The sequence below is a fragment of the Autumnicola aciditolerans genome, assembly GCF_041679265.1.
In the GTDB taxonomy this organism is placed as follows: domain Bacteria; phylum Bacteroidota; class Bacteroidia; order Flavobacteriales; family Flavobacteriaceae; genus Autumnicola.
The window spans coordinates 19,443-44,794 of sequence record NZ_JBGFSM010000002.1; the positions used below are offsets into that span (position 1 = coordinate 19,443).

The following is a 25,352-nucleotide window of genomic DNA, read 5'->3' on the forward strand; positions in this document are numbered from 1 at the left end:
ACTAATCGAGCACCAGTAAGGGAGTTTGAGTATGCAAGGTTAATATCCTGGTGAGTTTTCCTTCAGAAGCATTTCCGTTTTCCAAATGAGTATTTGGCATTATCGCCAGCATATCAACCTTATGGGCATCCAGATATTCCATTATGCCTTTCTCGATATCTTCATTTTCAAGGAAGGAATGATGAGAATAAAACATTTCCAGAAAATACTGCAGGGTATTTTCATTGCCCTCATCATCTTCGGAATAACCCATTGCAGATTTATCTTTATCAATGGTGAGAATATGAACTTCAGCCTTAAACCTACGGGAGACTTCAAGCAAAGTGAATAAAACCTCTTTATCAGCTATTTTTTCTTTGCCAAGGGTAAGGATAATAGTCTTTAATTGAAAGTGTTTGGTGTTTTCAGGAATAACCAAAACCGGAAGATCGGCTTCCTGTACAAATTTTGAAGTTTTTGTGGCTATATTTTCTTCACCAGTTTCAGCTCCTTTAGTACCCATAATCACCAGGTCAATTTTCAATTCCTCCTGTATTTTGAGTATGGAGGGAATTAAATCTCCACTGCGTACCAGAACCTGGATTTTTGGTGTTAAAGATTTTTTATATTTAGATACAACATTTTCCAGTTTTTCCTGAATTTCTTTCTCATCTGTATCTTTTTCTTTCATGTGAAGAAGATAAAGAAGAATAGAAGGGTCTTCGGTTGAAAATTCAACCGCATAATCCAAAGCGTTAATTGAGGCTTTGGAAAAATCGAAGGGAATTAGCACGTTTTCCATGACTGGTGGATTTATAATTGGAATTTGATGATTTCTGATTTATCCTGAGCATTGCAATAAATATAGCGGCGAAATTCTACTGAAAATATGACTGTTGTCAGTTCTTAGGCGTTTGATTTCAACATGTTATCCCGATAACGATTGAAGTTAAGTAGCCTGAAATATTTCTATTAAACCCTTTGACGTATATCAAAAACTATAGGTAACGAATAGGATACTCTCACCGGCCTGTTTCGCTGTCTGCCGGGTATCATTTTCGGCAATAATTTTATTACCCGTTCAGCTTCTTCTTCCAGGCGTTTGTGAGGGCCTCTTGATCTTATATCGACTATATCCCCATTCTCGCTAATTTTAAAAACAACAATTATTCTATTAATCCCGCTTAAACCCAGTTCGGCACCAATCTCATTATTAAATTCATTTTGAACGAAAGCATCTATTTTCTTTGCCATACAGGCTTTCTTTGCTTCATTGTCCTTTTCGTTTTCACAACCAGGAAAAACAGGGACGTGTTCAACAAGTACAAAAGGTACTTGTTCTACCACCTCTTCAACCTTTTCCTCCTTAATCTCCGCTACCTGTACCACCTTTCCAATTTTTTCTTCCTGGCTGCTTTCGGTGGAAGTTATAAGGTCCTCCTCAACGTCCAGTTCATCTTCTACTATTGTAATCACTTCCGGAATAACAGGAGGTGGTGGGGGAGGAGGTGGAGGTGTAGTGATTTGAGTTATTGGAATTTCTTCCTGGACTTCATAAGGCACTTCTATTTTTAAATTTTCAATATCATTTTTTTCAGAAGTCCTCCATTCCAGGGCAAAATAAGTCGATGATAGAATCAGAATGAGCCCAATCTGAAAGAAGATAACACTTCCCCTGGAAAGATCTGCTTTTGGATTTTTTTTGGTTTCCATGGCGCATGTTTTAAAAAAATTACAAATCAGTTATTGCATTATTCTTTAATTTGTTCTTTTAGTATTTGTTTATAACAATGTTATTTCTCCAGTACAAAAATCCTTGATTAGGAAGGATGGAAGCCCGGAATATTTTCAAATACCGAACTGTATTTTGAAAAATATCCTACTAAACAGCATATTAAAATTAAGAAGTACAATGAGGAGGGACTATGACATATGTCAGTTAATGAAGGAATTTTCAAAAAAAGGCGAAACCTTTTTCAGCCAGAATATTTTTAAGCTAAACAATATTTCACCACTGACCCACCTGCTTTTAACTGTCCAATTAAATTAAAAATGAATCCGTTAATTAATGTGACCGGGAGAGATAAATTTGGAAACGGAAAGGGGGAAATGGCAATCAAAGTGTTTTCTCTTATTCCCGTTGTAAATGCAGGAAATAATGAAAAAGTAAATCAGGCAACATTACAGCGATATTTGGCTGAAATCGTTTGGTTTCCATCTGCCGCTTTGAGTCCTTATATAAGTTGGAAACCATTAAACGATAATTCTGCCCAGGCAACAATGGATTATAATGGAACAACTGGTTCGGGTGTTTTCCATTTTGACCTAAATGGTAATTTTCAAAAGTTCGTAGCCATGCGTTATAAAGATATTAAAGACACTATTCCTAAAGAATGGACTGTGTCGATGATCAAAAGTGAAATCCAAAATGGAATTAAAATACCCGTGGAATGTGAGGTGAGTTGGCTATTAGAAAATCAAGATTGGAGGTGGCTAAAACTGAGGGTAAAAAATATCCAGTATAACATAAAATAAGAGCTTTTTTAGCTAAGGGAAGTCTGGGTTTTAAGCTTTTCTAAGATCAATTGCTCACTCGGGTCTCCAGTTCTCGACACTGCAAGCGTGATCTGTTATCTAACTCCAAAATTATTCATTGCTAATATGATTTGGCTCATAAACTAAAGAGTATCTATTGCTCAACTTTGTAACGTAGAAAATTTAAAAACATACGTTATGAATACGCTGGAAACAAAAACGGTAGCCGATCTGGTAACTGAAAATATTAAAACCGCCCATATTTTTAAGAAGTACGGTATTGACTTTTGCTGCGGAGGAGGAATCTCTATTCAAAGAGCCTGTGAAAAGGCAAATATTAATTTTGAAGATTTAGAAAGGGATCTGCTTAACGTTGATCAAAGCAGGGATCGTGCGACAAATTACAATAGCTGGGAACTGGACTTTTTAACTGATCATATCATTAATGTTCATCATTCTTATGTAGAAGAGAACATCCCACTGCTCATCCAATATGCAGCTAAGGTAGCCAAAGTACATGGCGATCGAGATCCCGAGTTACTGGAAATTCAAAAGCTTTTTGCTCTTGTAGCTACTGAACTTAGCGGCCATTTACGTAAAGAGGAACTTATTCTCTTTCCTTTTATTAAAAAACTGGTAAAGGCGAAAAAAGATGGAGCAGCATTGCCAAAAGCTAATTTTGGTACTGTGGACAATCCTATAAAAATGATGGAAGCAGAACATGAAGAAGCGGGCGAGATCTTGAGAAAAATAGCAAAGCTCAGCAATAATTATACTCCGCCGGAAGGAGCCTGCAATACCTATCGTGCTTTCTTTGCAAAGCTTGATGAATTTGAACAGGATCTTCATCAACACGTGCACCTGGAAAATAACATTCTTTTTCCAAAAGCGATGCACCTGGAAGAACAATTACAATAAGAATCGAAACATTTACAGCCTTTTAGACTTGACCTACAACTGCTGTATTAACCGGAGGCAAAATGCAGTAGGTTTTGCCTCTTAAATAATTTTTTATGACCAAAGAAAGAAAGTTGTGGATCACATTTATCCTGGTGATGACGGCATCTTTTGCTGTACTGGGATACTATGGATTTGAAATTTATCAACAGGCACCGCCCTTGCCTGAAAAAGTGATCACTACAGATGGAAACACTGTATTTGAAGGGCAGGATATAAAAGACGGGCAGAACGTATGGCAAAGTATCGGAGGACAGGAAGTAGGATCGGTATGGGGACATGGGGCATATACTGCGCCGGATTGGACTGCCGATTGGCTGCACCGGGAAGCTCTGTTCTTTTTAGATCACTGGGCTCAGCAGGATTTTGATAAACCATATAAAGAATTGAGCAGTGAAAATAAGGCGGCTCTGGAAAAAAGGCTTCAGCTTGAACTAAGGAAAAACACCTATGATGAAGGAAGTGGTATGATAACAATTTCTCCCCTTAGGGCTAAAGCTGCCGCTTTTTTAAGTAATTACTATAGCGGCCTTTTTATGGAAAATCCGGAACTGGATGAGTTACGATCAAATTATGCCATTCCCAAGAATTCTATTAAAGATGAGCAGCGAATGCAGCAGATGAATGCTTTCTTTTTTTGGGCATCCTGGGCTGCAATAACAGAGCGGCCTGGTAATGAAGTAACATATACGCACAACTGGCCGGCAGATGATTTAATAGGCAATAAAGCAACCGGAGACCTGATTATTTGGACCGGATTTAGCATTATCCTGTTGCTTTTTGGAATAGGAATTATGATTTTCTATCATGCCCGGATGAAAGAAGAAGATGAGCCGGAAATGCCACGGGAAGATCCGCTGATGAGGCAGACTATTACCCCGTCTATGCTTGCCGTGAAAAAATATATGTGGGTGGTAAGCCTGCTCATTCTTATCCAGGTAACCTTTGGAGTGGTTACCGCGCATTATGGTGTTGAGGGTGATGCTTTCTACGGGTTGAATTTAGCTGAAGTTATGCCTTATTCCATTTCCAGAACCTGGCATGTGCAGCTGGGGATCCTCTGGATTGCCACCGCATGGCTCGCCACAGGTTTATATATTGCGCCGGCGGTATCTGGAAAAGACCCAAAATTCCAGCGGGTTGGTGTAAATTTCCTTTTTTTCTGCTTACTCATAATTGTACTAGGCTCTATGGTTGGCCAATGGATGGGAGTAATGCAAAAGCTAGGGCTGGCAGAGAACTTTTGGTTTGGACACCAGGGCTATGAATATGTAGATCTGGGCAGGTTTTGGCAAATCTTCCTGCTGGTTGGCTTATTTGTATGGCTCACCCTTATGGTAAGGCCTTTAATTCCGGTACTAAAAAGTAAAACTTCAGAAAAGAACCTGTTAATCATGTTCCTGGTATCTTCCGCAGCGATCGCGCTATTTTATGGTGCCGGGCTAATGTGGGGGAGACAAACCAATCTTGCCATTGCAGAATACTGGAGATGGTGGGTGGTACACCTTTGGGTGGAGGGCTTCTTTGAAGTTTTTGCCACCGTGGTTTCAGCATTTCTATTTGTCAGACTGGGATTACTTCGTACTAAAACAGCAACATTAAGTGTTTTACTGGCAACCATAATTTTCCTTTCCGGAGGAATACTTGGAACTTTTCACCACCTTTATTTCAGCGGAACGCCTACTGCAGTAATGGCTCTTGGGGCTACATTCAGTGCGCTGGAAGTAGTGCCGCTGGTATTAATTGGTTATGAAGTTTATGAAAACTACAAACTCAGCCGGGCTACAGAATGGATCAAAGATTATAAATGGCCAATTTACTGCCTTATAGCTGTAGCTTTCTGGAACTTCCTGGGAGCTGGAATCTTTGGTTTTGTAATAAACCCTCCTATAGCGCTCTATTATATGCAGGGATTAAATACCACCGCAGTGCATGCTCATACCGCCCTCTTTGGAGTTTACGGAATGCTTGGAATCGGTTTAATGTTATTCGTACTCCGAAGCCTTTACAGGGTGCAGGTTTGGAACGATAAATTACTCCGCTTCTCTTTTTGGAGCATCAATATTGGTCTGTTGCTAATGGTGGTGCTAAGTGTACTGCCAATTGGCCTATTGCAAACTGTTGCCAGTGTTAATGAAGGTATGTGGTATGCCCGTTCTGCCGAATTTATGCAACAGCCGGGTATGAATACTCTTAGATGGTTAAGGGTAATAGGGGATACCATTTTTGCCATAGGACTGATTGCTTTTGTTTGGTTTGTATTCAGCCTGGATAGCATGAAGAAATTACCTGAAGATAAAAAAGCTGCCCTTAAGGATTAGAAGTTTTAGGAAAAGAACTGGCTGGATTTCTTTTTTTGCAAATGAATCACAAGAGAGAAATTCAGTCACCTTTTGTTATTTTTATTTAATGATAAACTTGAAAAGACACACGAATATAGCATTAGGCTATTTTCTGTTGGTAGGTAGCATGGGAGTCCTTCTCAGGCTCTTTTTCGTTATGCCAATTTCAGAGACTTATGGGTTTATAGTCCATACACATTCACACATAGCTTTACTGGGTTGGGTTTATATCGGCTTAAGTACAATGATATACAGAATGTATTTTACCGATACTCTTAAAGACAATATTTATAAAAGGATATTCCTGTTTACCAATTTCACCCTGCTAGGAATGATGTTCTCCTTTCCTTTACAGGGGTATGCCTTGTTTTCAATTATCTTTTCTACGCTTTTTCTTTTTGCTTCTTATTTCCTGGCGTGGTTTGTTTTTAAATATGTTCCTCAGCGGTTTAGAGATCGTTTCTCCTATAGATGTATAAAGGCGGCATTGTGTTACATGGTTATTTCAAGCATTGGCCCCTGGGCAGTTGGAGGCGTTATGGCCATTTTGGGAAAAGCTTCCATCTGGTACAAATTGTCCATCTATTTTTATCTACATTTTCAATATAATGGCTGGTTTATTCTGGCGCTTACCGGCATTCTGCTTTTTATTGCTGAAAAAACCAAAGTCGCAATTAATAAAAAAAAATTCAGGGCTTTTTTCCTGCTTATGAATGCCGGAATTATTCTTAGTTTCTTCCTTTCAGTTTTATGGACCAATCCGCCGGTGGTTTTCTATTGGCTTGCCGCAGCTGGAGCGGTGTTACAGGTCCTGGCTTGCCTCCAATTTTTTGAAATTCTGAAAAAATCCTGGAAGAAAATTCATAATAGTCTTCAGCCGATTGTTGCTTTTCTTTTAGAGCTGAGCGGTATTTTACTAGTCGTAAAAGTTTTGCTTCAACTCAGCACCGCGCTGCCTTTTTTTGCGGAATTGTCTTTTCTATATACAGATTTTGTCATCGGCTATCTGCACTGGACCTTCCTGGGTGTGGTAAGCCTGGCGTTATTTGCTTTTCTCCATCATTTTGATTTTTTGAAAATCTCCCGCACGACCTTCTGGATTTATTTTTGCGGTTTTTCTTTATCTGAAGCTTTAATCTTTTACAAAGGCACGTCTTTATGGCTTCACCTGGTCTTACCTGGCAATTATTCCCTTTGGCTGGTGCTCATAAGCGCACTTATTCCTCTTTCCGTGGGAGTAATTTTATTTCAAAACATCACAAGCAGTAGAAGTAGATTAGAGAAATAGACTGGAATTCCTCTGTTTTAGGATGTATATAACCAGGGAAACAATTTAAATACTTCCTTTAATGAAAATAAAGTCATGGAGGCGCAATTATTGGATAATATCAGGAATCAGTCTTCAATACTTATATCCAAAGAAGAGAAATTCATTTTGATCTTAATCATAATGAGAATTTACAGGGCTTTAAAATGAAAATTTCGCAAAAGTTTGTGATTTTAAAATTCTCCTAAATTTGATTTTGATCATTTCTGTATACAGGTGAAATTTTCAATTTTGAACAAAAGTTTATTATGATTGATGAAAATGTACTCCTGGAATTTGGGGCCGGAAAAAGTAGTTATAGCAAAGGAGATCAACTTTTTGCGGAAGGGGAGGTGGCCCAAAATTATTATCAGGTTGCTTCGGGAGAGATAAAAATGAACAATTATAATCTTGATGGCAAGGAATTTATCCAGGGGATTTTTAAGAAAGGCGAGAGTTTTGGAGAACCCCCGCTGTTTGCTAACGTAAAATATCCTGCAAATGCGGAGGCTATCGCAGATAGTGAAGTGCTAAAACTTCACAAGCCACAATTTCTGACGCTACTGGCTGCACGACCAGAAATTCACCTTAGCATTACCCAAACTTTAGCCAAAAGACTTTACTACAAAGCTATAATGGCATCGGAAATCTCCAGCCAGGAGCCGGAACATCGTATCTTGCGGGTGCTGGATTACCTGAAAAAACATGTGCACAAAAAGGAAATACTCTTCTCTTTTAAAGTAGATCTTACCCGTCAGCAGATTGCGGATCTTACAGGTTTAAGGGTAGAGACTGTTATTCGGGCTACCAAATCCCTGGAGAGAAAAGGAGAGTTGAAGATAAAAAACCGAAAAGTTTACCGCTAGTAGATCTTTTGTGAAACTGTTCTGCTATTCTCCAAAATCAGGCTGCACTCCATTTTAAATTATTGCAGAAGATATAAAAGTCTTGTTGAACTTGAATTTCCAGGATTTTTAAAAATATTTGGTTTTAAACATAGGATTAAATTGCAGTTTGACAATTTTTCCTAAACCAGTGATAATGCCTAATTCCTGTTATTTATCTAATTTTGACCCTCTCGCTACGAACTAATTCCTGTATTTCATTTAATATAGCTTCTCCTTTATTATTGTTGTATCACAATTGTAAACTTTTTTAATATATCATCTATTTTCCCATTTTCATTCCGATATTCCTGAACCAGTTTGGTGGCCGCTACAGAGCGGGGGCCCATATATGAAAAATTTCCATATCTTGGTTTAGCATGATAAGCTTGGGAATAGAACGTGCGGCATTAGTTAGGAATAAATTAATTAAATCGCTATTGTCATCCCGTAGTAGGATCCTTAGATCAATTTTTTCTGAAAGCTCGGCAACCTTATTGAAAATTGGCAGGCTTTGAGCAGCATCCCCATACCAGGGTTCAGTAATGACCAGCCAAGTTCGCTTTTCATTTAAATTTTAAAAACATTCCTTTTGATCTTTTGAAATCATAATAGTTTTCTCCAATCGTTTACTACGTCTGTAATTCAACTTAATGTAAGTAATCTTTTCCTCAGTAGGCTCTCCCGTTGTTATTCCTTTGGTAACCATCTGTTTAAATAAGAGCTGATATTGATAATAATCCATTGCTTTTTTCAAGGTTTTATCTATGAACTGCTTCATAGTCTGTAATCAATACTAGTTCCACTATATGTTCCTATAATACTTGAAGAGATAGCCGTTCAACCTGTTGTTTCATCGCTGCTATCTCGGCTTCTGCAAGTTCCAGGGCTTTTTTGAATTTTTGTTCTTCAGGGATCAATTTTTCGTCAGTTAAAGTACGGTAGTAGTCGATTCCATTTTTTAAATTTTCTGAAAAGCTATTCCATTCTCTTATTTTTCTTTTGTCGGGAAAGGCAATCTCATCCAGCTGTTCTTTGAAAAAATCCAGGTATAACTGAAGTTCTTTTACAAAAAAGTGGGGCCGTTCTTTCTTTGATAAAATATTGGTCCGACCGTAAATATGGTCAGTCATTTCCTTTAGACTTACTTTTTTATCGAAATAAATAATATTAGGGCCGGGACAAATGGTCACTGCGTGTTGCTTTTTAAAAAAGGGAACCTGATATTTTATGGAAGCTGAATTGCTTAAGCCCACGCACAAACATTCCTTGCTAAGAACCTCATTCATCTGCCTTTCACGTTCTTTCTCGGGTAAATCTGATGCCTTTATCTGTGCTATTTTCTTTTTCTGGTATTTCCGGGAGGCAGTACAGATGGGACTTTTGCTAAACTCGGTGTTTGAAATGAGGAATTTCTCGGTACAGGGGCTTCCGGCCACCTCATTGTCTATTCGGTTCAATCTTTCTATTTCTCCGGTAGTTCCCTTCAGGTAGTTGAAACCCACGCCTAAAGGTGAAGCTTTGCTCCTGATAACATCTTTTTTTCCTGAGGAAAGAAGTAGCTCCATTGTCTTGTTATCTACCGTGGTTGCTTCCGGACACAACAGGAACGGAGTACCCCAGCCACTACCGTCCATTCCATAATGCTTACGCAAGAAAGCATCTTCCTCATAAGTACCTATCCCGCCCTGGACGGTAATTTTTAGTGGGTGGGGACTGGAGAATCGGGGTTTACCTTTTTGTTCCAGTGCAGCAGAATAAAGGCTGAAAAGACTTTCGATCAAGACTTCTCTATTTTCCCTGAATTCCCTTAAAATAGGTCCCAGTAATAATCCCTGGGTGGCAAAAACATGTCCCCCGCAATTGAGACCGGATTCAATCCTGAATTCGCTTACCCAGATACCTTTTTTGGCGAGATATTTTCCCTGGATAAGTGCCGATCGATAATCGCTTACTTTTATGATCACCTTTTTTTTAAAATCTCCCCAACCCAAAGCATCAAATTGGCTGAAATTTTCCAGATAATTATAAAGTCTTGGGTTCATACCTGCCGAGAAAATGATGGCCGAATTACTCAGGTCGCTTTGGGCATAAGCCCTTAAAGAAATCAGCGCATCCGATCCATTTTCTACAGGATGTCCTTCACTGTCTGTATTGTCTTTATCAACTTTGGTCATCACATTTACTTCAATAGCTCCGGGAACGATCTTCTCTTTTAAGCTGGACAAAAGCGCTGTTCTTTCCTGCTCATTTTCGATAGATAGAAGATGAAGGTATTTTTCCTTTAAACTACTTCCGTCGGGTAACATTTCGAAATATTTGCACAGTTCCGATCCCGTTTCAAAAGCAGAATTCTTTAATTTTTCGATTTTTAAACTTACCAACCTTTGTACAAGATTCAGATAATCGGTAATACGCCTGGCGCGGTAATCGGGTTCTTTAGTTGAAATTGGTATGTATTCTTCGTTGTTTTCCCTGTAATAATGCCTGCGCATGGCTTCTATCAGGTTATCCTCAATGATTGACATAGCGGAACTAATACCATAGCAGGCTACCTTGATTGGAGAATCTATAGAAAAGGCCAGTCCCATTACTGGGATATGAAAAGTATGTGGTGATGGTGTTTGCATTATAATATTTTGGAGCTCAAAGATGAGCTACCAAATTTTCCTTTTCTATGACGCTTATCATATAATCTAATATTTTTCTGCCTTTGCATTCGAGCAGGATGAGTGTATTGGAAAGTTCACCGGATTGAGCATGGTGGCAGCCAGGGAATATTATCCGAGGATACGCTTCAAATAAGCGTACGCCTTCTGGAGCAGTCCTTATAAACATTGCTTTTGTTGAATATTTAGTTACGTGACGAGTATCATATTTTGGAAATATTAGAGCCACTATTTTTGATTTTCCAAAATATAAAAACATGGAACAAAATTTAATTTCCAAATACAATGTTCCCGGCCCCCGTTATACCAGTTATCCTACGGTGCCATATTGGGACGAAAGCACATTTACGCTGAAAAAATGGCAAAAGGGTCTTCAAAAAAGTTTCCGGGAAAGCAACCATTCCGAAGGTATTAGTATCTATATTCACCTGCCTTTTTGTGAAAGTTTGTGTACTTTTTGCGGTTGCAACAAAAGGATCACTAGAAACCATTCAGTTGAGGTTCCTTATTTAGAATCTGTTCTGAAGGAATGGGAGCTGTATGTCAAGCTTTTTGATGAAAAACCCATAATAAAAGAACTTCATTTGGGAGGAGGGACGCCTACGTTCTTTTCGGCTGAAAACTTAAAATTATTACTGAATGGTATTTTTAAAAATTCTTCCAGAGCTGAAAACGCTGAATTGAGTTTTGAAGGTCACCCCAATAATACGAGTTCTGAACACCTCCGTCTTTTTTCTTCCTTTGGGTTTACCAGGGTAAGCTATGGAGTTCAGGATTATAATGAAAAGGTACAAAAAGCCATACATCGTGTGCAGCCACTTGAGAATGTAAAGAAAGCGACCGAGGTGGCCCGGGAAACTGGTTTTACTTCTGTGGGACACGATATTATTTTTGGCCTTCCGTTTCAAACCAAAGAACATATTATCCATACGATAGAAAGAACCAAAGAATTAATGCCAGATCGTATTGCTTTTTACAGTTACGCACATGTGCCCTGGATTAAAGGTAATGGCCAGCGGGGCTTTAAAGACAAAGATCTTCCCAGCGCCGATGAAAAACGGGTGCAGTACGAAACGGGAAAGAAAATGCTCCTGGATGCCGGATATATGGAAATTGGAATGGATCATTTCGCCTTGCAGTCCGATAGCCTGTATGCAGCTTTGGAAAACAAAAGGATACATCGAAATTTTATGGGCTATACCGCTTCAAAAACCCAGGCTATGATTGGGTTGGGGGTTTCAGCCATCAGTGATAGCTGGTATGGGTTTGCTCAAAATGTAAAACAGGTGGAAGCATACCAAAACCTTGTAAATAACGATAAGTTTCCTGTTTACAGAGGACATATCTTGAATGAAGAAGACTTAATCATCCGTAAACATGTCCTGAATTTAATGTGTACATTAAGAACACCCTGGTATATCGGCAATAAATTTCCTAAAGGCTTGCCTGCTGCTCTGGACCATTTAAAAGAGATGCAAAAAGACGGACTTGTGGAAATTGATAAAAACTTTCTCGAGATTACCGAAAAAGGGAGGCCTTTTATGCGAAATGTATGTATGGCATTCGACATGCGCTTGCAACGTAAAAAACCAGAAACACAACTGTTCTCTATGACAGTTTAGCACGTAACTATATTTTAAAATTTATCCCAATGCTCATAGCTACGAAAATTGGAATTCATATTTAAATCTTCTTTAAGATACTTAACAATTATAATTGTGTATCTTAATAAGAAAAATGAAAATTAAACCGCTCACCTGGCTCTATATCACCACAATTGTTCTGGTTTTGGTGACGGTATTTTCATATTTCAACTTCCCGTTCCCGGTAATTTTTTTCCTTGTTGTTGGCGGCCAGGGACTATTGATTTATACCGTTTACAGGATTCTTACCGACAACTATTCTACACGTAAAACCTTTGATGATTTTTACGAGGATCATCCGATGGAATAAAATCTTTAAAACTCTCAAAAACCTTGTGGTTTAAAAAAGCATTTTCCTGATGTCCGTCATATTTTCACAGGGATGCTTTTTTCAGTTTTGTAAGCGTAAAATCAATAACAATCAATGGAGAATTGTTTTCATTGCGGTGAAGAATGCCTGGACGAGACAGTATTTTATTATGATAAAACCTTTTGTTGTTCCGGCTGTAAAACTGTTTTTGAGATATTGAACAGTAATAACCTTTCCTATTATTATGATCTTGAAAGAAACCCCGGTATTTCCCCCAGGATCAGGGAAGGGAAATTTGATTATCTGGAAAATGCAGAGATCATAGACAGGTTGCTGGAATTTGATCATGGCAGTACTCAAATTGTCTCTTTTGACATTCCGTCTATTCATTGTAGTTCCTGCATATGGGTCTTGGAAAATCTAAATAAATTAAATAAAGCAGTAAAAAGCTCACAGGTAGATTTCCCTAAAAAGAAGATCAGGTTGAGCTTTTCTTCGGAAGAAATTTCATTAAAGGACCTGGTTCTTTTACTTGGCGGGATAGGATATGAGCCAAATATTTCTCTTGATAACTTCGAAGAGAAACAAACTGGCTTGGATAGAAGCCTTATCTACAAACTTGGCGTGGCTGGTTTTGCCTTTGGGAATGTGATGTTTCTTTCTTTTCCCGAATATTTTAACCTGTCTGCCGGTCAGGCAGAAGTACAGGAATTCTGGCTGGACCAGTTTAAATTCCTCTTTCGCTGGTTAATGTTTGGCTTTTCGCTGCCGGTGGTTTTTTATAGTGGGTGGGACTACTTTGTTTCGGCATACAAAGGCCTGCGGGCAAAAATGCTCAATATTGATGTGCCTATTGCACTGGGAATTGCGGTATTGTTTATCCGCAGTTCCGCAGAAATTATCCTGAATCTGGGAGCAGGATTTTTCGACAGTCTTACGGGACTGGTTTTCTTCTTGCTCCTCGGAAGGTTTTTTCAGCAGAAAACCTATGCTTATTTATCTTTTGAGAGGGATTATAAATCTTATTTCCCTATTGCGGTAACGCGGATTTCTTCCGAAGAAAATAAACTTAAAGAAGAGCAGGTACAGGTTTATGATATCAAAAAAGGTGATCGTATTGTCATTAGAAATGAAGAATTGATCCCCATGGACGCCATTCTTATAAAAGGAAATGCGCTCATAGATTACAGTTTTGTTACGGGTGAGGCAGATCCCGTGGCAAAAGCTGGGGGTGATAAAATATATGCCGGCGGAAGGCAACAAGGCGGCATTATTGAGATTGAGGCATTAAAACCGGTAAAACAGAGTTACCTCACCCAACTGTGGAGCGATGAAGTGTTTAGCAAAGATAAACGTAGCGCCTTCCAATCGCTTACCAACAGGATTAGCAAAAAATTTACCACTGCAGTCTTAGCTATTGCTTTTCTTTCCGCGCTTTTTTGGCTGATTTATGATCCTTCAAAAGCCTTAAATGTGTTTACGGCGGTTTTGATTATCGCTTGTCCCTGCGCCATTGCCCTCGCCGCTCCCTTTACACTGGGAAACCTGCTGCGGATTTTTGGCAAAAATAAATTTTACATCAAAGAAGCCGCCGTAATTGAACAAATGGCGCAAATAGACACTATAGTGTTTGATAAGACAGGAACCATTACCTGTAACAGCAAAAATACCATTTCTTATGAAGGTGTGGAATTAAGTCCTGCGGAAGAGGAAATTTTGGGCAGCAGCTTTCGAGCCTCCGGTCATCCGCTTAGCCGCGCCTTATACGAACTCTTGAAAAAGCATAATATCAGCACTCCCGATGAATTTAAAGAAATTACCGGAAAAGGAATTGAAAGCCGCTACAAAGGCATCCAAATGAAAATTGGGTCCGAAGCTTTTGTGAAAGAAAAATCTACAGTTTCCACCCTGGAGAAGCCGAACAAAACCGCCGTTCATATTTGCAGTAATAATAGTTACAAGGGCTGTTATGTTTTTCAAAATACTTACCGGAAAGAAGTTTCAGCTTTATTTGAAGATTTAGGGAAAAATAAAAACCTGGTGATCCTTTCAGGGGATAATGATGGTGAAAAGGAAAATCTACAAAAACTTTTGCCTCACAACACGCAGCTTTTCTTTAATCAAAAACCTAAAGACAAACTCACTTTCATCAAAAACCTTCAGCAGCAGGGAAAAAAGGTGATGATGGTGGGCGATGGATTAAATGATGCCGGGGCACTGGCGCAAAGCCATGTGGGAATAGTAATTTCAGAAAATATAAACGTCTTTTCTCCTGCATGCGACGGGATCCTGGATGCTTCAGAATTCGGCAATTTCAGCAGATTTCTTCAGCTTTCAGCAAAAGGAATAAAGGTGATAAAATGGAGTTTTTTGCTGTCCCTCTGTTATAACATTATTGGGATATCTTTCGCAATTAGTGGCCATTTAGCGCCTGTTGTTGCTGCTATTCTTATGCCGCTAAGTTCTATAAGTATTGTCCTCTTTACCAGCTTTATGACCTATCTATTGGGGAAGAAGCTCAACCGGTTTAAATAAATTCTTTCTGCCCAACTGCGAATAAGCAGTAAAAAATAATTGCAGATTACCGTTTACTAGTTCAATAAGATAAATTCTTAATAAAAACTTAAAACCTGATAATGATCATTTTTTAGGGTTGCTGCTCAGAATACATTTACAGCATCATTATTTAAGCTATGGAAATAATTTACATGTTGCTGGGATTAAGCCTTATCGTTGCGCTCGTCTTTTTTGTAGCCTTTATTCTTTCGGTTAAAAAAGGCCAGTATGACGATGTTTACACCCCTTCTGTACGAATGCTTTTTGATGACGAATTAGTTAAACCGCAATCTGATAACAACACTACCAAACACGAGAAATCTAATTAAAACTATGGAAGTACAGCAATTTTATTACGATAACAAGATCGTAAAGAAGTTTATCGTGGCCACTATGTTCTGGGGCATCGTGGGAATGAGCGTGGGGCTGCTCCTCGCCTTTATGTTTTTGTTTCCTAACCTTACCGATGGTATTTCCTGGCTAAGTTTTGGCCGCCTTCGTCCGTTGCATACCAATGCGGTGATTTTTGCCTTTGTTGGAAACGCGATTTTCGCCGGTGTTTATTACTCCACCCAACGGTTGCTTAAGGCAAGGATGTTCAGTGACTTTTTAAGCAGTCTCAATTTTTGGGGCTGGCAGGCGATTATTGTGGCAGCAGCCATTACCCTGCCGCTTGGCTTTACTTCCTCTAAAGAATATGCCGAGCTGGAATGGCCAATAGATATAGCCATTGCATTAGTATGGGTTGCCTTTGGGATTAACCTGATAGGTACGATTTTAAAAAGAAGGCAACGCCATCTTTACGTGGCAATATGGTTTTACCTGGCAACATTTGTAACCGTAGCCGTACTTCATATTTTTAATAATATAGAACTTCCTGTAGGAGCTTTAAAAAGTTATTCTGTATATGCAGGGGTCCAGGATGCGCTGGTACAGTGGTGGTACGGCCACAACGCAGTGGCATTCTTCCTTACCACGCCGTTTTTGGGGCTTATGTATTATTTTGTTCCGAAAGCGGCAAACCGCCCGGTGTACTCTTATAGGCTGTCAATTGTGCATTTTTGGTCGCTCATTTTTATATACATTTGGGCTGGGCCACACCACCTGTTGTATTCCGCTTTACCAGACTGGGCGCAAAATCTCGGAGTTGCTTTTTCTGTAATGCTGCTATTCCCTTCCTGGGGCGGAATGATAAACGGTTTGCTCACCCTGCGTGGCGCATGGGATAAAGTAAGAGTAGATCCCGTACTTAAATTTATGGTGGTGGCTATTACCGGCTACGGAATGGCAACTTTTGAAGGACCAATGCTTTCGCTTAAAAATATCAATGCTGTTGCGCATTTTAGTGACTGGATTATTGCCCACGTACACGTTGGCGCATTGGCCTGGAACGGATTTTTAACTTTCGGAATGGTTTATTGGCTGGTGCCAAGGTTGTTTAAAACCCGGTTATGGTCGGTCAAACTTGCCAACACCCACTTCTGGATAGGAACACTGGGAATGATTATGTATGCGCTGCCTATGTACGTTGCCGGATTTGCCCAGGCTTCTATGTGGAAACAGTTTAACCCCGATGGCACTTTAGTTTATGGAAACTTCCTTGAAACCGTTAGTGAAATTATCCCCATGTACTGGATGCGTGCCATTGGAGGAAGCCTCTACATTTGCGGAGCTTTGGTAATGCTTTATAACATTGTAAAAACTGCAAAACAGGGAAGCATTGTACAGGATGAGTTAGCTGAAGCCGCCGCCCTTGCAACGGTAACCTCAAAACGTACTGCAGGAGAAGCATACCATAGCTGGCTGGAAAGAAGGCCGGTAAAACTTACCATTTTCGCCACAATTGCCATTCTTATTGGTGGGATGGTACAAATTATCCCGTCTTTAATGGTAGATAAATATGTACCGGTAATTTCCAGCGTAAAGCCTTATACGCCGCTGGAACTGGAAGGCCGGGATCTTTATATTCGTGAAGGATGTGTTTCCTGCCATTCCCAGATGATACGCCCTTTCCGCAGTGAGGTGGAACGTTATGGGGAGTATGCCAAACCCGGAGAATTTGTTTACGACCACCCGTTCCTTTGGGGAAGCAAACGTACCGGGCCCGATTTGCTTCGTGTAGGTGGAAAATATTCTGATAACTGGCATTTAAACCACCTGTATGATCCGCAGAGTACATCTTCAGGTTCCATAATGCCTTCTTATAAATGGCTTGTGCAAAATGAGCTGGACAAGAGCAATACTGAAGATAAAATGCGGGCCATGGTACAACTTGGGGTGCCTTATTCCGAAGAAGAAATAGCACGAGCCCAGGAATGGATGGCTGAACAGGGGACTAAAATTGAAGAAAATCTTTATAACGACCCAGATTTTGCCAAAACTTATGAAGCAGATAAACAATATGCCCAGGAAAACAACCTGGAGTTTACCGAAATGCGGAACAGGGAAATCGTGGCACTTATTGCTTACCTCCAACGCCTGGGAACCGATATAAAAGTTAAAAATGCACAAGAAGTATCCAGTAATTAAAAAATCACCATCATGTTGAAATTTATTAAAGGACCAATGGAAAGTATAGAAGGGGTGGCAATCTACCCTATTATTTCCCTGCTTATTTTCTTCATCTTTTTTGCCGCCCTCTTCTGGTGGGTGGTGACCGCAAAAAGAGATTACATCAAAGAAGTGAGCAATTTACCACTGGATACTAACCAAAACGAAGATTATAAATGAGAACCACAGCTTTCATATTAAGAATAACAGGCTTTGTATTGCTCGCCTATGTGCTGATGGAGTTTACGCTGGATACGGGAGATAAATACGCAATTCAGGAATACCCGGTGATATGGCTTATCCTGGGAGTGATTATGGTCTTTGCCATAGCCATAGAAGTTTCTGTACATGCACTGCAAAGCGTGCTTTATAAAGCCCTGAAGCCCGATGCGAAAATAAGATATGACCTTGCCGTAAAAGAGCGGGAGGAAAAACGCTATGCCTGGATAAGGAACACCTATAAAAAGCTGGTTGATAAAAAACCTATAGAAAAAGAAGACGAAATCCTGCTGGACCATAATTATGACGGCATTAGGGAACTGGACAACAACCTGCCGCCATGGTGGTTATATGGATTTTATATCAGTATTCTATTTGCTGCTGTTTACCTGGCGAAATATCACATTTTTGACGGGACAGACCAGGCAGAAGAATACAGAATGGAAATTGCCGCCGCCCGGGAAGCAATAGAAGAGTACAAACGAACCGCTAAGGATTTAATAGATGAGAATACGGTTGAACTGCTTACCGGTGAGGAAGATATCAATGCCGGAAAAGCTATTTTCACTGCTAATTGTACCGCCTGCCACCGTGCAGACGCGGGAGGTGCCATAGGCCCTAACCTCACGGATGATTACTGGATTTTGGGTGGCGGTATTAAGAATGTATTCCACACCATTTCTGAAGGAGGCCGCGCCGGGAAAGGAATGGTTTCCTGGAAAACAGATTTAAAGCCCAGCGAGATGGCCCAGGTGGCAAGTTATGTTTTAAGCCTGCATGGCAGCGAACCGTTAGATCCTAAGGAACCCCAGGGTGAGATTTGGATAGATCCCGATGCGCGCATAGAAGAAGCCGATGTGGATGTTATCGACTCTACCCATATAGAAATGGAAATGGGCTATGACGAAGATGTGAAATTTGAAATGAAATAGAACGATACTTTTTGAAGATGGCAGTGGCAGAGAAACAGGAAAAATTTCGAGATAGTATTTCTACAGTAAACAGCGAGGGTAAAAGATCCTGGGTTTATCCCAAAAAACCTTCTGGAAAACTGTACACCTATCGCAAATATGTAAGTTATATACTGCTCGGGTTTCTCTTTGCCGCCCCGTTTATCAAAGTAAACAGCAATCAGTTCCTCATGTTCAATGTGCTGGAGAGAAGGTTCAATATATTTGGGTTTCCTTTCTGGCCACAGGATTTCCACCTTTTCGTGATGAGCATGCTTATTGGGGTTGTTTTTATAATCCTCTTTACTGTTGCCTTCGGAAGAATTTTTTGCGGGTGGATTTGCCCGCAAACTATCTTTATGGAAATGGTTTTCCGCCGGATCGAGTACTGGATTGAAGGTGATCGTGGAAAACAGATAAGGCTGGACAAGCAACCGTGGAATGCTGAAAAAATCAGGAAAAAGTCATTGAAGTGGCTGTCTTTCCTGGTAATTTCCTTTCTTATTGCAAATGTTTTTCTAGCTTATCTTATTGGCAGCGATCGGCTCATACAATATGTAGTGGACGGCCCTGCCGCACATGCCAGCACCCTTGTTTCGCTTTCAATTTTTACGGCAGTCTTTTATTTTGTTTTCGCCTGGTTCAGGGAACAGGTTTGTGTGATCGCTTGCCCTTACGGCCGGCTTCAAAGTGTGCTGCTGGATAATAAATCTATAGTGGTTGCCTACGATCATAAGCGGGGAGAAAAAGAAAAAGGACGTGCAAAATTCAGAAGAAATGAAGACAGGGCTGCTACGGGAAAAGGAGATTGTATAGATTGTTCCCAGTGTGTACAGGTTTGCCCTACGGGAATAGACATCAGGAACGGTACGCAGCTGGAATGCATCAACTGTACCGCATGTATTGATGCCTGCAACAATATGATGGAAGCCGTAGACCTTCCAAAAGGCCTTATTCGCTATGCCAGTGAAGAAAATATAGAGAAGAAAGCCAGATTTCATTTTTCCGCACGCCTTAAAGGATATACTGTTGTACTAGGAATTCTTGTAGCTGTTCTCAGCGGAATGTTGTTTTTAAGGAGCGACGTGGAAGCCAGAATTCTAAGGTTGCCCGGGCAGCTTTATGAGCATAAAGCCAATAACATCATCAGTAATGTTTACACTTATAAACTGGTGAACAAAACGGTGGATGATATCGATAATGTACATTTTGAACTCAGCTCCCATAAAGGAACTATAAAAATGGTAAAAAATCATGATGTAAATGTGCCGGGACAGGGTCTGGCAGAAGGAACTTTATTTATAGAAATAAACAGCGCAGCTTTGGAAGACGATAAAGAAAAATTAAAGATAGATGTTTACAGCGGCGGCAGGTTTGTAGAAAGTACCTCTACCACTTTCCTGGGGCCAAGAAGTTATAATTAAATAGACTTGAAAGTAATAAAAGAGGAAAGAGGTAAGAATAAGATATTGAAAATTTCACATTCCACTCTCCACTCTTCACTTTTCACTAAAAAAGACAATTATGAAAATAAACTGGGGAACAGGACTGGCAATAGGCATGACTGCTTTTATAAGCTTTATCATGTATTTTGTGATCACCATGCTTACAGACAAAAAGTTTGACCATGATCTGGTAACTGAAGAGTATTACGCGGCAGAACTGCATTTCCAGCAGGAAATTAATGCTGAAGAGAATGCCAATGCTCTTCCTGAAAACGTTAAAAGCCGAAGAACTGCCAAGGGATGGCTAATCACCTTTCCAAAGAACCTGGAATTATCAGAAATTAATGGAAAAGTATTGGTCTACAGGCCTTCAAACAAGCTATTGGATTTTGAAATTCCGCTGAAACTTACCAACAGGGAATTGCTTATTCCTGATGAAAAACTAATTGGCGGCCGCTGGAATATTACCGTAAACTGGGAATATAAGGGTAAAGAATACCTGTATAAAAACGAAATAGTGTATTAAATTATGTTGTTTTCAGCCTTAATATTCGGCTTTTTGGGAAGTTTTCACTGCGTAGGGATGTGTGGCCCAATTGCTTTTCTATTGCCCGTAGACCGCAACAACAAACTTAAAAAACTCAGCCAGATTTTTATTTATCACTTCGGAAGAATTCTTGCTTACAGCATAATTGGTTTCACCTTTGGCCTGGTAGGAAAAAGCCTTAGCCTTTTTGGAATGCAACAGCAACTTTCAATTTTAATAGGTACTTTAATGATAATTGCCATATTAATACCTTCTCATAAATTTCAAAAATTGAATTTATCAAAACCTGTTTTTAAGACGATTTCAAGAATTAAAACCAGTCTTGGAAAAGAACTGCGTAAGAAAACGCCCGACACTTTTCTAACTGTTGGATTTTTGAACGGTTTCCTTCCCTGCGGACTTGTATATATGGCAGTTTTAGGAGCTATTGCCGGGGGCAGCGCCTTAGAGGGCGGTTTCTATATGAGTTTATTTGGAATTGGCACTATTCCTTTAATGACAGCGGTATTATGGTTGGGAAATTTTATTAGTGGTAAAGCCAGGCAACATATTCGTCGTGCCATTCCTGTATTTGTTATTTTGATGGGCTTGCTTTTTATTATTCGCGGTCTTGGACTTGGAATTCCGTATATCTCTCCAGAGATTAATAATGTGAAAATTTCAGCATCCTATTTTTGTTATTAGCAACAGTTTTAAGCATGTAACTTCAATTCTTTTTACTCAGCTGATAAATGTTCCATAACTAGTTGTGTCTTACAGCATTTTTTCTACTGCAAAGTAAGGATCTTTACGCTTAATTTCACATCGTTCTCAACTGTTCCAAAGGTGAGCCCAATAGATTCGCCCCTGGTCAGCTCTTGGTCCATTCCACGTTAGGAACTTGTTTTTCTACTTGTTTACATTCGGAGCTAGTTTTAATATAGCTTTAGAAGCTGAAATTAATTCTTACTCTTTTTTCTTCTTTTTATGATCTGTAGGTTTTTTAGCTTCTTTTTCTGCCAATTTCATTTTTAATGCTTTCATATCATCACTAATTTTTCGGTTTACGATTTTTGCATAGTGCTGGGTAGTTCTTAAATCCTGGTGCCCCAACATTTTACTTACGGATTCTATGGGCACGCCATTGGTGAGCGTAATTGTAGTTGCAAAAGTGTGCCTGGCCAGGTGAGTGGTGAGTGGTTTCTGTATGCCACATAGTGCCGCGATCTCTTTTAAAAAGGCATTGGATTTCTGGTTGCTCAATACGGGTAAAACATATTTCCCGTCTTTTACTTCCGGGTGGTCTTTATAACGGTCTAAAATTTCTTCGGCAACGGGTAGCAGAGGGATGCTGCTCAGAGATTTTGTCTTGGTTCTTTTAATCCGGATCCATTTCCCACCGTCTATGCCTTTAGTGATATCTGCACTGCTCAGTTTCTTTACATCAGAATATGCCAGGCCGGTATAACAACTAAAAACAAACATATCTCTCACCAGTTTAAGCCGGTCCAAGTGAAGATCTTTTTCGATCAGCTTCTGCACTTCCTCTTCATTTAAAAATTCTCGTTCCACTGTTTCAAACTGGACTTTGTAATTATAGAACGGGTCACGGTCCATCCATTGGTTGGCCAAAGCGATTCGAATGATCTTTTTAAAATTGTTTACGTACTTCAAAGCGGAGTTATGATTACACTCCCGCTTGGTCTTCAAAAAGTACTCGAATTTAGTGATGAACTGGTGGTTGATATCGTTCATCGGGTAATCTTTGGTCTTATATTCTTCTTTGAGAAACTGCTCAACATGATTATAACATGTCCAGTAACGCTTAGCAGTGCTTTTAGAGATGCTTTTACCTGAAAGGCGATCCATTTGTTCATTATGCTCTTTAAAAACTTCCAGAGTCATTTTAGGCTTGGGTTTGTTGTCACCTTTCAATTCTCCAATCATTACGTCAGCCGTAATGAGTTGGTCATTGTCAGATAATACCTGGTGAATTTTATTGAGCTTATGGCGAAGATTGTTGATATGAGTGTTGATTTCTTTCTCGTTTGGATTATTCCCCATTACCTTTTGTAGTTTGGTACTCCAGTATTCCGGTTGTATCCTACGGGATATACTGTATTCTGTTCTTTTCCTGTCAACGGTAAGTCTCAAGTAAATAGGTGCAAGCCCTCGTTTATTTTTCTTTTTTGCGAGGAGGTGAAAATGGACGTGGAAATCAGTTCTCATAAGCTTTAAAATTTTAGGTCTCGATTGGTCTCCCAAAGTACCTAAAAAGGGCTTACGATTTTAAACTTTAACTTTATGTAAAGAATTGAAAAACAGTATTTTGATGGCTTAGCGAGACCCCTTTTTTGGTTTTCCAATAGGTCACCGTATTGGTCTCGTTTCAGGTGCAATTATTTGCCATCAAATGACTTCATTAAAAATGAAAAACCCTGTAAATCATACATTTACAGGGTTTTTGTTATTAGCTGGTAGCCAAAGAGTGGAGTCGGAGGGGTTCGAACCCTCGTCCAAACAAGCAATTCAGAAGCTTTCTACACGTTTAGTCTTCGTTTGGTTGTCGATGCAAAGCCGGCCGAAAACCACCAACTTTACACGTATCCTCAATTAAGTTTCAGAAACTCATCAAGGCCCTGAGCTTCCTATATTTACTTTATCGGTGCCCCTGTTGCGAATGCCGTAAATCAAGGCCTTCGCGGGACATCTTGGCTCCCTGTCTTACAGGGACTAAGTATAACCTACTATAATTCGGTTACGCAGCCAAGGCGTAGTTATTCTCGCCGTTTAAAAAAGTGTGAAATATGAGATTAAAGAGCTATATCCCAGCGCTCTACGTGCTTACAACTCAATTAGACTCGCTGTCAAAACCAAGTCGACCCCATAAAATAAAGAACATTTCGAAGTACGAGTTACGAAGTTTGAAGTTAGAACTTCCAATATTTCGTAGTTCGTCCTTCATACTTCTAATTTCAATAATGGCGTTCCGCTCCTGCTATCGCAGTCGCGGCGGGCTATCCGCTGCAATCTTTTTGCGCGTCAGGCTGAGCCTGTCGAAGCGCGCAAAAAGGATTTCCGCTGCTATCCCTAACGCAAAAATTTCAAAGAAATCCGACTGTAGTTTACAATCGGGCCTGCAAAGATACAGAATTTAATTTATATCTTTGAGACACTTCAAAATTGTGCAAAACCCATACCAGAAAATGATCAAATTTGCCCTTATCAAAGAACGAAAAACCCCGCCAGATCGCCGCGTGGTTTTTTCACCTTCAAAATTAAAGGAAGCGGTACAAAAATTTCCCGAAGCCGAGTTTAAAGTTGAAAGTTCTGATATTCGCATTTTTAGCGATCAGCAATATCGGGAGGCAGGTTTTGAAGTTTCAGAAGATATTTCAGATTGTGATATTCTATTGGGGGTAAAGGAAGTGCCCATCCCGGCATTGATTCCGAATAAAAAATACTTTTTCTTTTCTCATACCATTAAAAAACAGCCCTACAACCGTGACCTTTTACGCGAAATTCTAAATAAGAATATTGAGCTTTGCGATCATGAAGTGATTATTAACGAAAAAGGGGCTAGGTTAATCGGTTTTGGCAGGTATGCCGGTTTGGTGGGAACGTATAACATTTTCAGGGCAATTGGATTAAAGGAAAATACTTTCAGTATTCCTAAAGCTGAAAGTCTGCCCGACCTGAATGCCATGTTGGCAGAACTGGATAAAAATAAAATACCGCCGTTCAAATTTGTACTTACCGGTAGCGGAAAAGTGGCTTATGGAGCAAAGGAAATCCTCGATCATCTTCAAATTAAAGAAGTAGGGGTAGAGGAATACCTGGGGCAGGATTTCGAGGAGCCGGTTTATTGCCATATCGATGTACTGGATTATAACAAAAGAAAAGATGGTTCTGCAGGAACTATTGAAGAATTTTTTCAGCATTCTGAAAAATATGAATCTGATTTCTGGAGATTTGCCGTGGCCAGCGATGTATTTATTGCGGGGCATTTTTACGGGCAGGGCGCGCCAAAATTTTATACCAAAGAGGAAGCAAAATTGCCCGATTTCAGAATAAAATATGTAGCCGATATTTCCTGCGATATTGCCGGACCAATCGCCAGTACTATCCGACCTTCCACCATTGCCGAGCCTCTTTACGGTTACGATCCGGAGAGTGAAGCTGAAGTCGATTTCCGCGAAAAGAATTCCATCTGCGTAATGGCGGTAGATAACCTGCCCTGTGAATTGCCTAAAGACGCCAGCGAAGGTTTTGGCGCAATGTTTCTTCAAAACGTGTTGCCGGCTTTTTTTAATGGCGATAAAAACGGAATTTTAGAAAGGGCAAGAATGACCAAAAACGGTAAACTCACCAAACGTTTTGAGTATCTTCAGGATTACGTGCAGAGTTAAATAAAGAAATACTAATATTCCAAAAAGACATTGAGAGGCGATAGCCGAAGCAATCTTTTTGTCAAGAATAGT

General features: G+C 39.8%; 19 protein-coding genes, 1 other RNA gene and 2 pseudogenes. 16 read left to right on the plus strand and 6 right to left on the minus strand.

Annotation, left to right across the window (positions count from 1 at the left end; genetic code table 11):
- Position 1: 1 nt before the first annotated feature.
- Together AB8M93_RS01820 and AB8M93_RS01825 are read right to left on the minus strand one after the other, a co-directional pair.
- Positions 2 to 781: a universal stress protein gene (locus AB8M93_RS01820; RefSeq protein ID WP_373055922.1), complete on the minus strand. Its 780-nt coding sequence runs from the start codon at positions 779 to 781 to the stop codon at positions 2 to 4.
- A gap of 170 nt (positions 782 to 951) precedes the next feature.
- Positions 952 to 1,692, minus strand: a complete 741-nt coding sequence (locus AB8M93_RS01825; RefSeq protein WP_373055923.1) for an energy transducer TonB — start codon at positions 1,690 to 1,692, stop codon at positions 952 to 954.
- A 294-nt stretch (positions 1,693 to 1,986) separates the two neighbouring features.
- Between AB8M93_RS01825 and AB8M93_RS01830 the strand changes: the two are divergent.
- The 5 genes and pseudogenes from AB8M93_RS01830 to AB8M93_RS01850 all read left to right on the plus strand — a co-directional run.
- Positions 1,987 to 2,514: pseudogene (locus tag AB8M93_RS01830) on the plus strand (DUF6920 family protein); the annotation flags it as partial.
- 198 nt (positions 2,515 to 2,712) lie between these two features.
- Positions 2,713 to 3,432 (plus strand): iron-sulfur cluster repair di-iron protein, encoded by a 720-nt coding sequence (gene ric / locus AB8M93_RS01835; RefSeq protein WP_373055924.1) that lies wholly within the window; start codon positions 2,713 to 2,715, stop codon positions 3,430 to 3,432.
- Between the two features lie 95 nt (positions 3,433 to 3,527).
- On the plus strand, positions 3,528 to 5,792 hold the full coding sequence (locus tag AB8M93_RS01840; protein ID WP_373055925.1) for a nitric-oxide reductase large subunit: 2,265 nt from the start codon (positions 3,528 to 3,530) through the stop codon (positions 5,790 to 5,792).
- A gap of 265 nt (positions 5,793 to 6,057) precedes the next feature.
- Positions 6,058 to 7,101 carry a hypothetical protein gene (locus AB8M93_RS01845; RefSeq protein ID WP_373055926.1) on the plus strand — a complete coding sequence of 348 codons (1,044 nt, stop codon included), beginning with the start codon at positions 6,058 to 6,060 and terminating at the stop codon, positions 7,099 to 7,101.
- Between the two features lie 287 nt (positions 7,102 to 7,388).
- Positions 7,389 to 7,985, plus strand: a complete 597-nt coding sequence (locus tag AB8M93_RS01850; RefSeq protein WP_373055927.1) for a Crp/Fnr family transcriptional regulator — start codon at positions 7,389 to 7,391, stop codon at positions 7,983 to 7,985.
- A gap of 349 nt (positions 7,986 to 8,334) precedes the next feature.
- On the opposite strand, the pseudogene AB8M93_RS01855 reads toward AB8M93_RS01850, so the two are convergent.
- A pseudogene (locus tag AB8M93_RS01855) lies at positions 8,335 to 8,565 on the minus strand (thioredoxin family protein); the annotation flags it as partial.
- Positions 8,566 to 8,818: 253 nt separating this feature from the next.
- Complete coding sequence (locus AB8M93_RS01860; RefSeq protein WP_373055928.1) at positions 8,819 to 10,633, minus strand: hypothetical protein; 1,815 nt, start codon at positions 10,631 to 10,633, stop codon at positions 8,819 to 8,821.
- Between the two features lie 296 nt (positions 10,634 to 10,929).
- Here AB8M93_RS01860 and hemN point away from each other — a divergent pair, with 296 nt between their 5' ends.
- The 10 genes from hemN (at position 10,930) to AB8M93_RS01910 (ending at position 21,576) form a co-directional block, all read left to right on the plus strand.
- Positions 10,930 to 12,294, plus strand: a complete 1,365-nt coding sequence (gene hemN / locus AB8M93_RS01865) for an oxygen-independent coproporphyrinogen III oxidase (RefSeq protein ID WP_373055929.1) — start codon at positions 10,930 to 10,932, stop codon at positions 12,292 to 12,294.
- Between the two features lie 115 nt (positions 12,295 to 12,409).
- Positions 12,410 to 12,625, plus strand: coding sequence for a hypothetical protein (locus tag AB8M93_RS01870; RefSeq protein ID WP_373055930.1), 216 nt, complete (start codon positions 12,410 to 12,412; stop codon positions 12,623 to 12,625).
- Between the two features lie 114 nt (positions 12,626 to 12,739).
- Positions 12,740 to 15,160 carry a heavy metal translocating P-type ATPase gene (locus AB8M93_RS01875; protein ID WP_373055931.1) on the plus strand — a complete coding sequence of 807 codons (2,421 nt, stop codon included), beginning with the start codon at positions 12,740 to 12,742 and terminating at the stop codon, positions 15,158 to 15,160.
- A gap of 158 nt (positions 15,161 to 15,318) precedes the next feature.
- A complete protein-coding gene (gene ccoS / locus AB8M93_RS01880; protein ID WP_373055932.1) occupies positions 15,319 to 15,510 on the plus strand; it encodes a cbb3-type cytochrome oxidase assembly protein CcoS in 192 nt (63 codons plus the stop codon).
- Positions 15,511 to 15,514: 4 nt separating this feature from the next.
- Positions 15,515 to 17,710: a cytochrome-c oxidase, cbb3-type subunit I gene (gene ccoN, locus AB8M93_RS01885; protein WP_373055933.1), complete on the plus strand. Its 2,196-nt coding sequence runs from the start codon at positions 15,515 to 15,517 to the stop codon at positions 17,708 to 17,710.
- Between the two features lie 12 nt (positions 17,711 to 17,722).
- Entirely contained in the window at positions 17,723 to 17,911 is a 189-nt protein-coding gene (locus AB8M93_RS01890; RefSeq protein WP_373055934.1) for a CcoQ/FixQ family Cbb3-type cytochrome c oxidase assembly chaperone, read from the plus strand.
- A complete protein-coding gene (locus tag AB8M93_RS01895) occupies positions 17,908 to 18,882 on the plus strand; it encodes a cbb3-type cytochrome c oxidase N-terminal domain-containing protein (RefSeq protein WP_373055935.1) in 975 nt (324 codons plus the stop codon). The genes AB8M93_RS01890 and AB8M93_RS01895 overlap by 4 nt, the downstream gene beginning before the upstream one ends.
- 17 nt (positions 18,883 to 18,899) lie before the next feature.
- Positions 18,900 to 20,324, plus strand: a complete 1,425-nt coding sequence (gene ccoG, locus AB8M93_RS01900) for a cytochrome c oxidase accessory protein CcoG (protein WP_373056211.1) — start codon at positions 18,900 to 18,902, stop codon at positions 20,322 to 20,324.
- A 100-nt stretch (positions 20,325 to 20,424) separates the two neighbouring features.
- On the plus strand, positions 20,425 to 20,871 hold the full coding sequence (locus AB8M93_RS01905; protein ID WP_373055936.1) for a FixH family protein: 447 nt from the start codon (positions 20,425 to 20,427) through the stop codon (positions 20,869 to 20,871).
- Positions 20,872 to 20,874: 3 nt separating this feature from the next.
- Complete coding sequence (locus tag AB8M93_RS01910; protein WP_373055937.1) at positions 20,875 to 21,576, plus strand: sulfite exporter TauE/SafE family protein; 702 nt, start codon at positions 20,875 to 20,877, stop codon at positions 21,574 to 21,576.
- Between the two features lie 261 nt (positions 21,577 to 21,837).
- Here the strand turns inward: AB8M93_RS01910 and AB8M93_RS01915 are convergent, their stop codons facing one another.
- The gene (locus AB8M93_RS01915; RefSeq protein WP_373055938.1) at positions 21,838 to 23,100 is read right to left on the minus strand and encodes a site-specific integrase; all 1,263 of its coding nucleotides are present in this window, start codon (positions 23,098 to 23,100) and stop codon (positions 21,838 to 21,840) included.
- A gap of 257 nt (positions 23,101 to 23,357) precedes the next feature.
- Positions 23,358 to 23,757, minus strand: a transfer-messenger RNA (tmRNA) gene (gene ssrA, locus AB8M93_RS01920).
- Between the two features lie 320 nt (positions 23,758 to 24,077).
- Between ssrA and AB8M93_RS01925 the strand changes: the two genes are divergently transcribed.
- Complete coding sequence (locus AB8M93_RS01925; protein WP_373055939.1) at positions 24,078 to 25,280, plus strand: NAD(P)-dependent oxidoreductase; 1,203 nt, start codon at positions 24,078 to 24,080, stop codon at positions 25,278 to 25,280.
- Positions 25,281 to 25,352 lie beyond the last annotated feature (72 nt).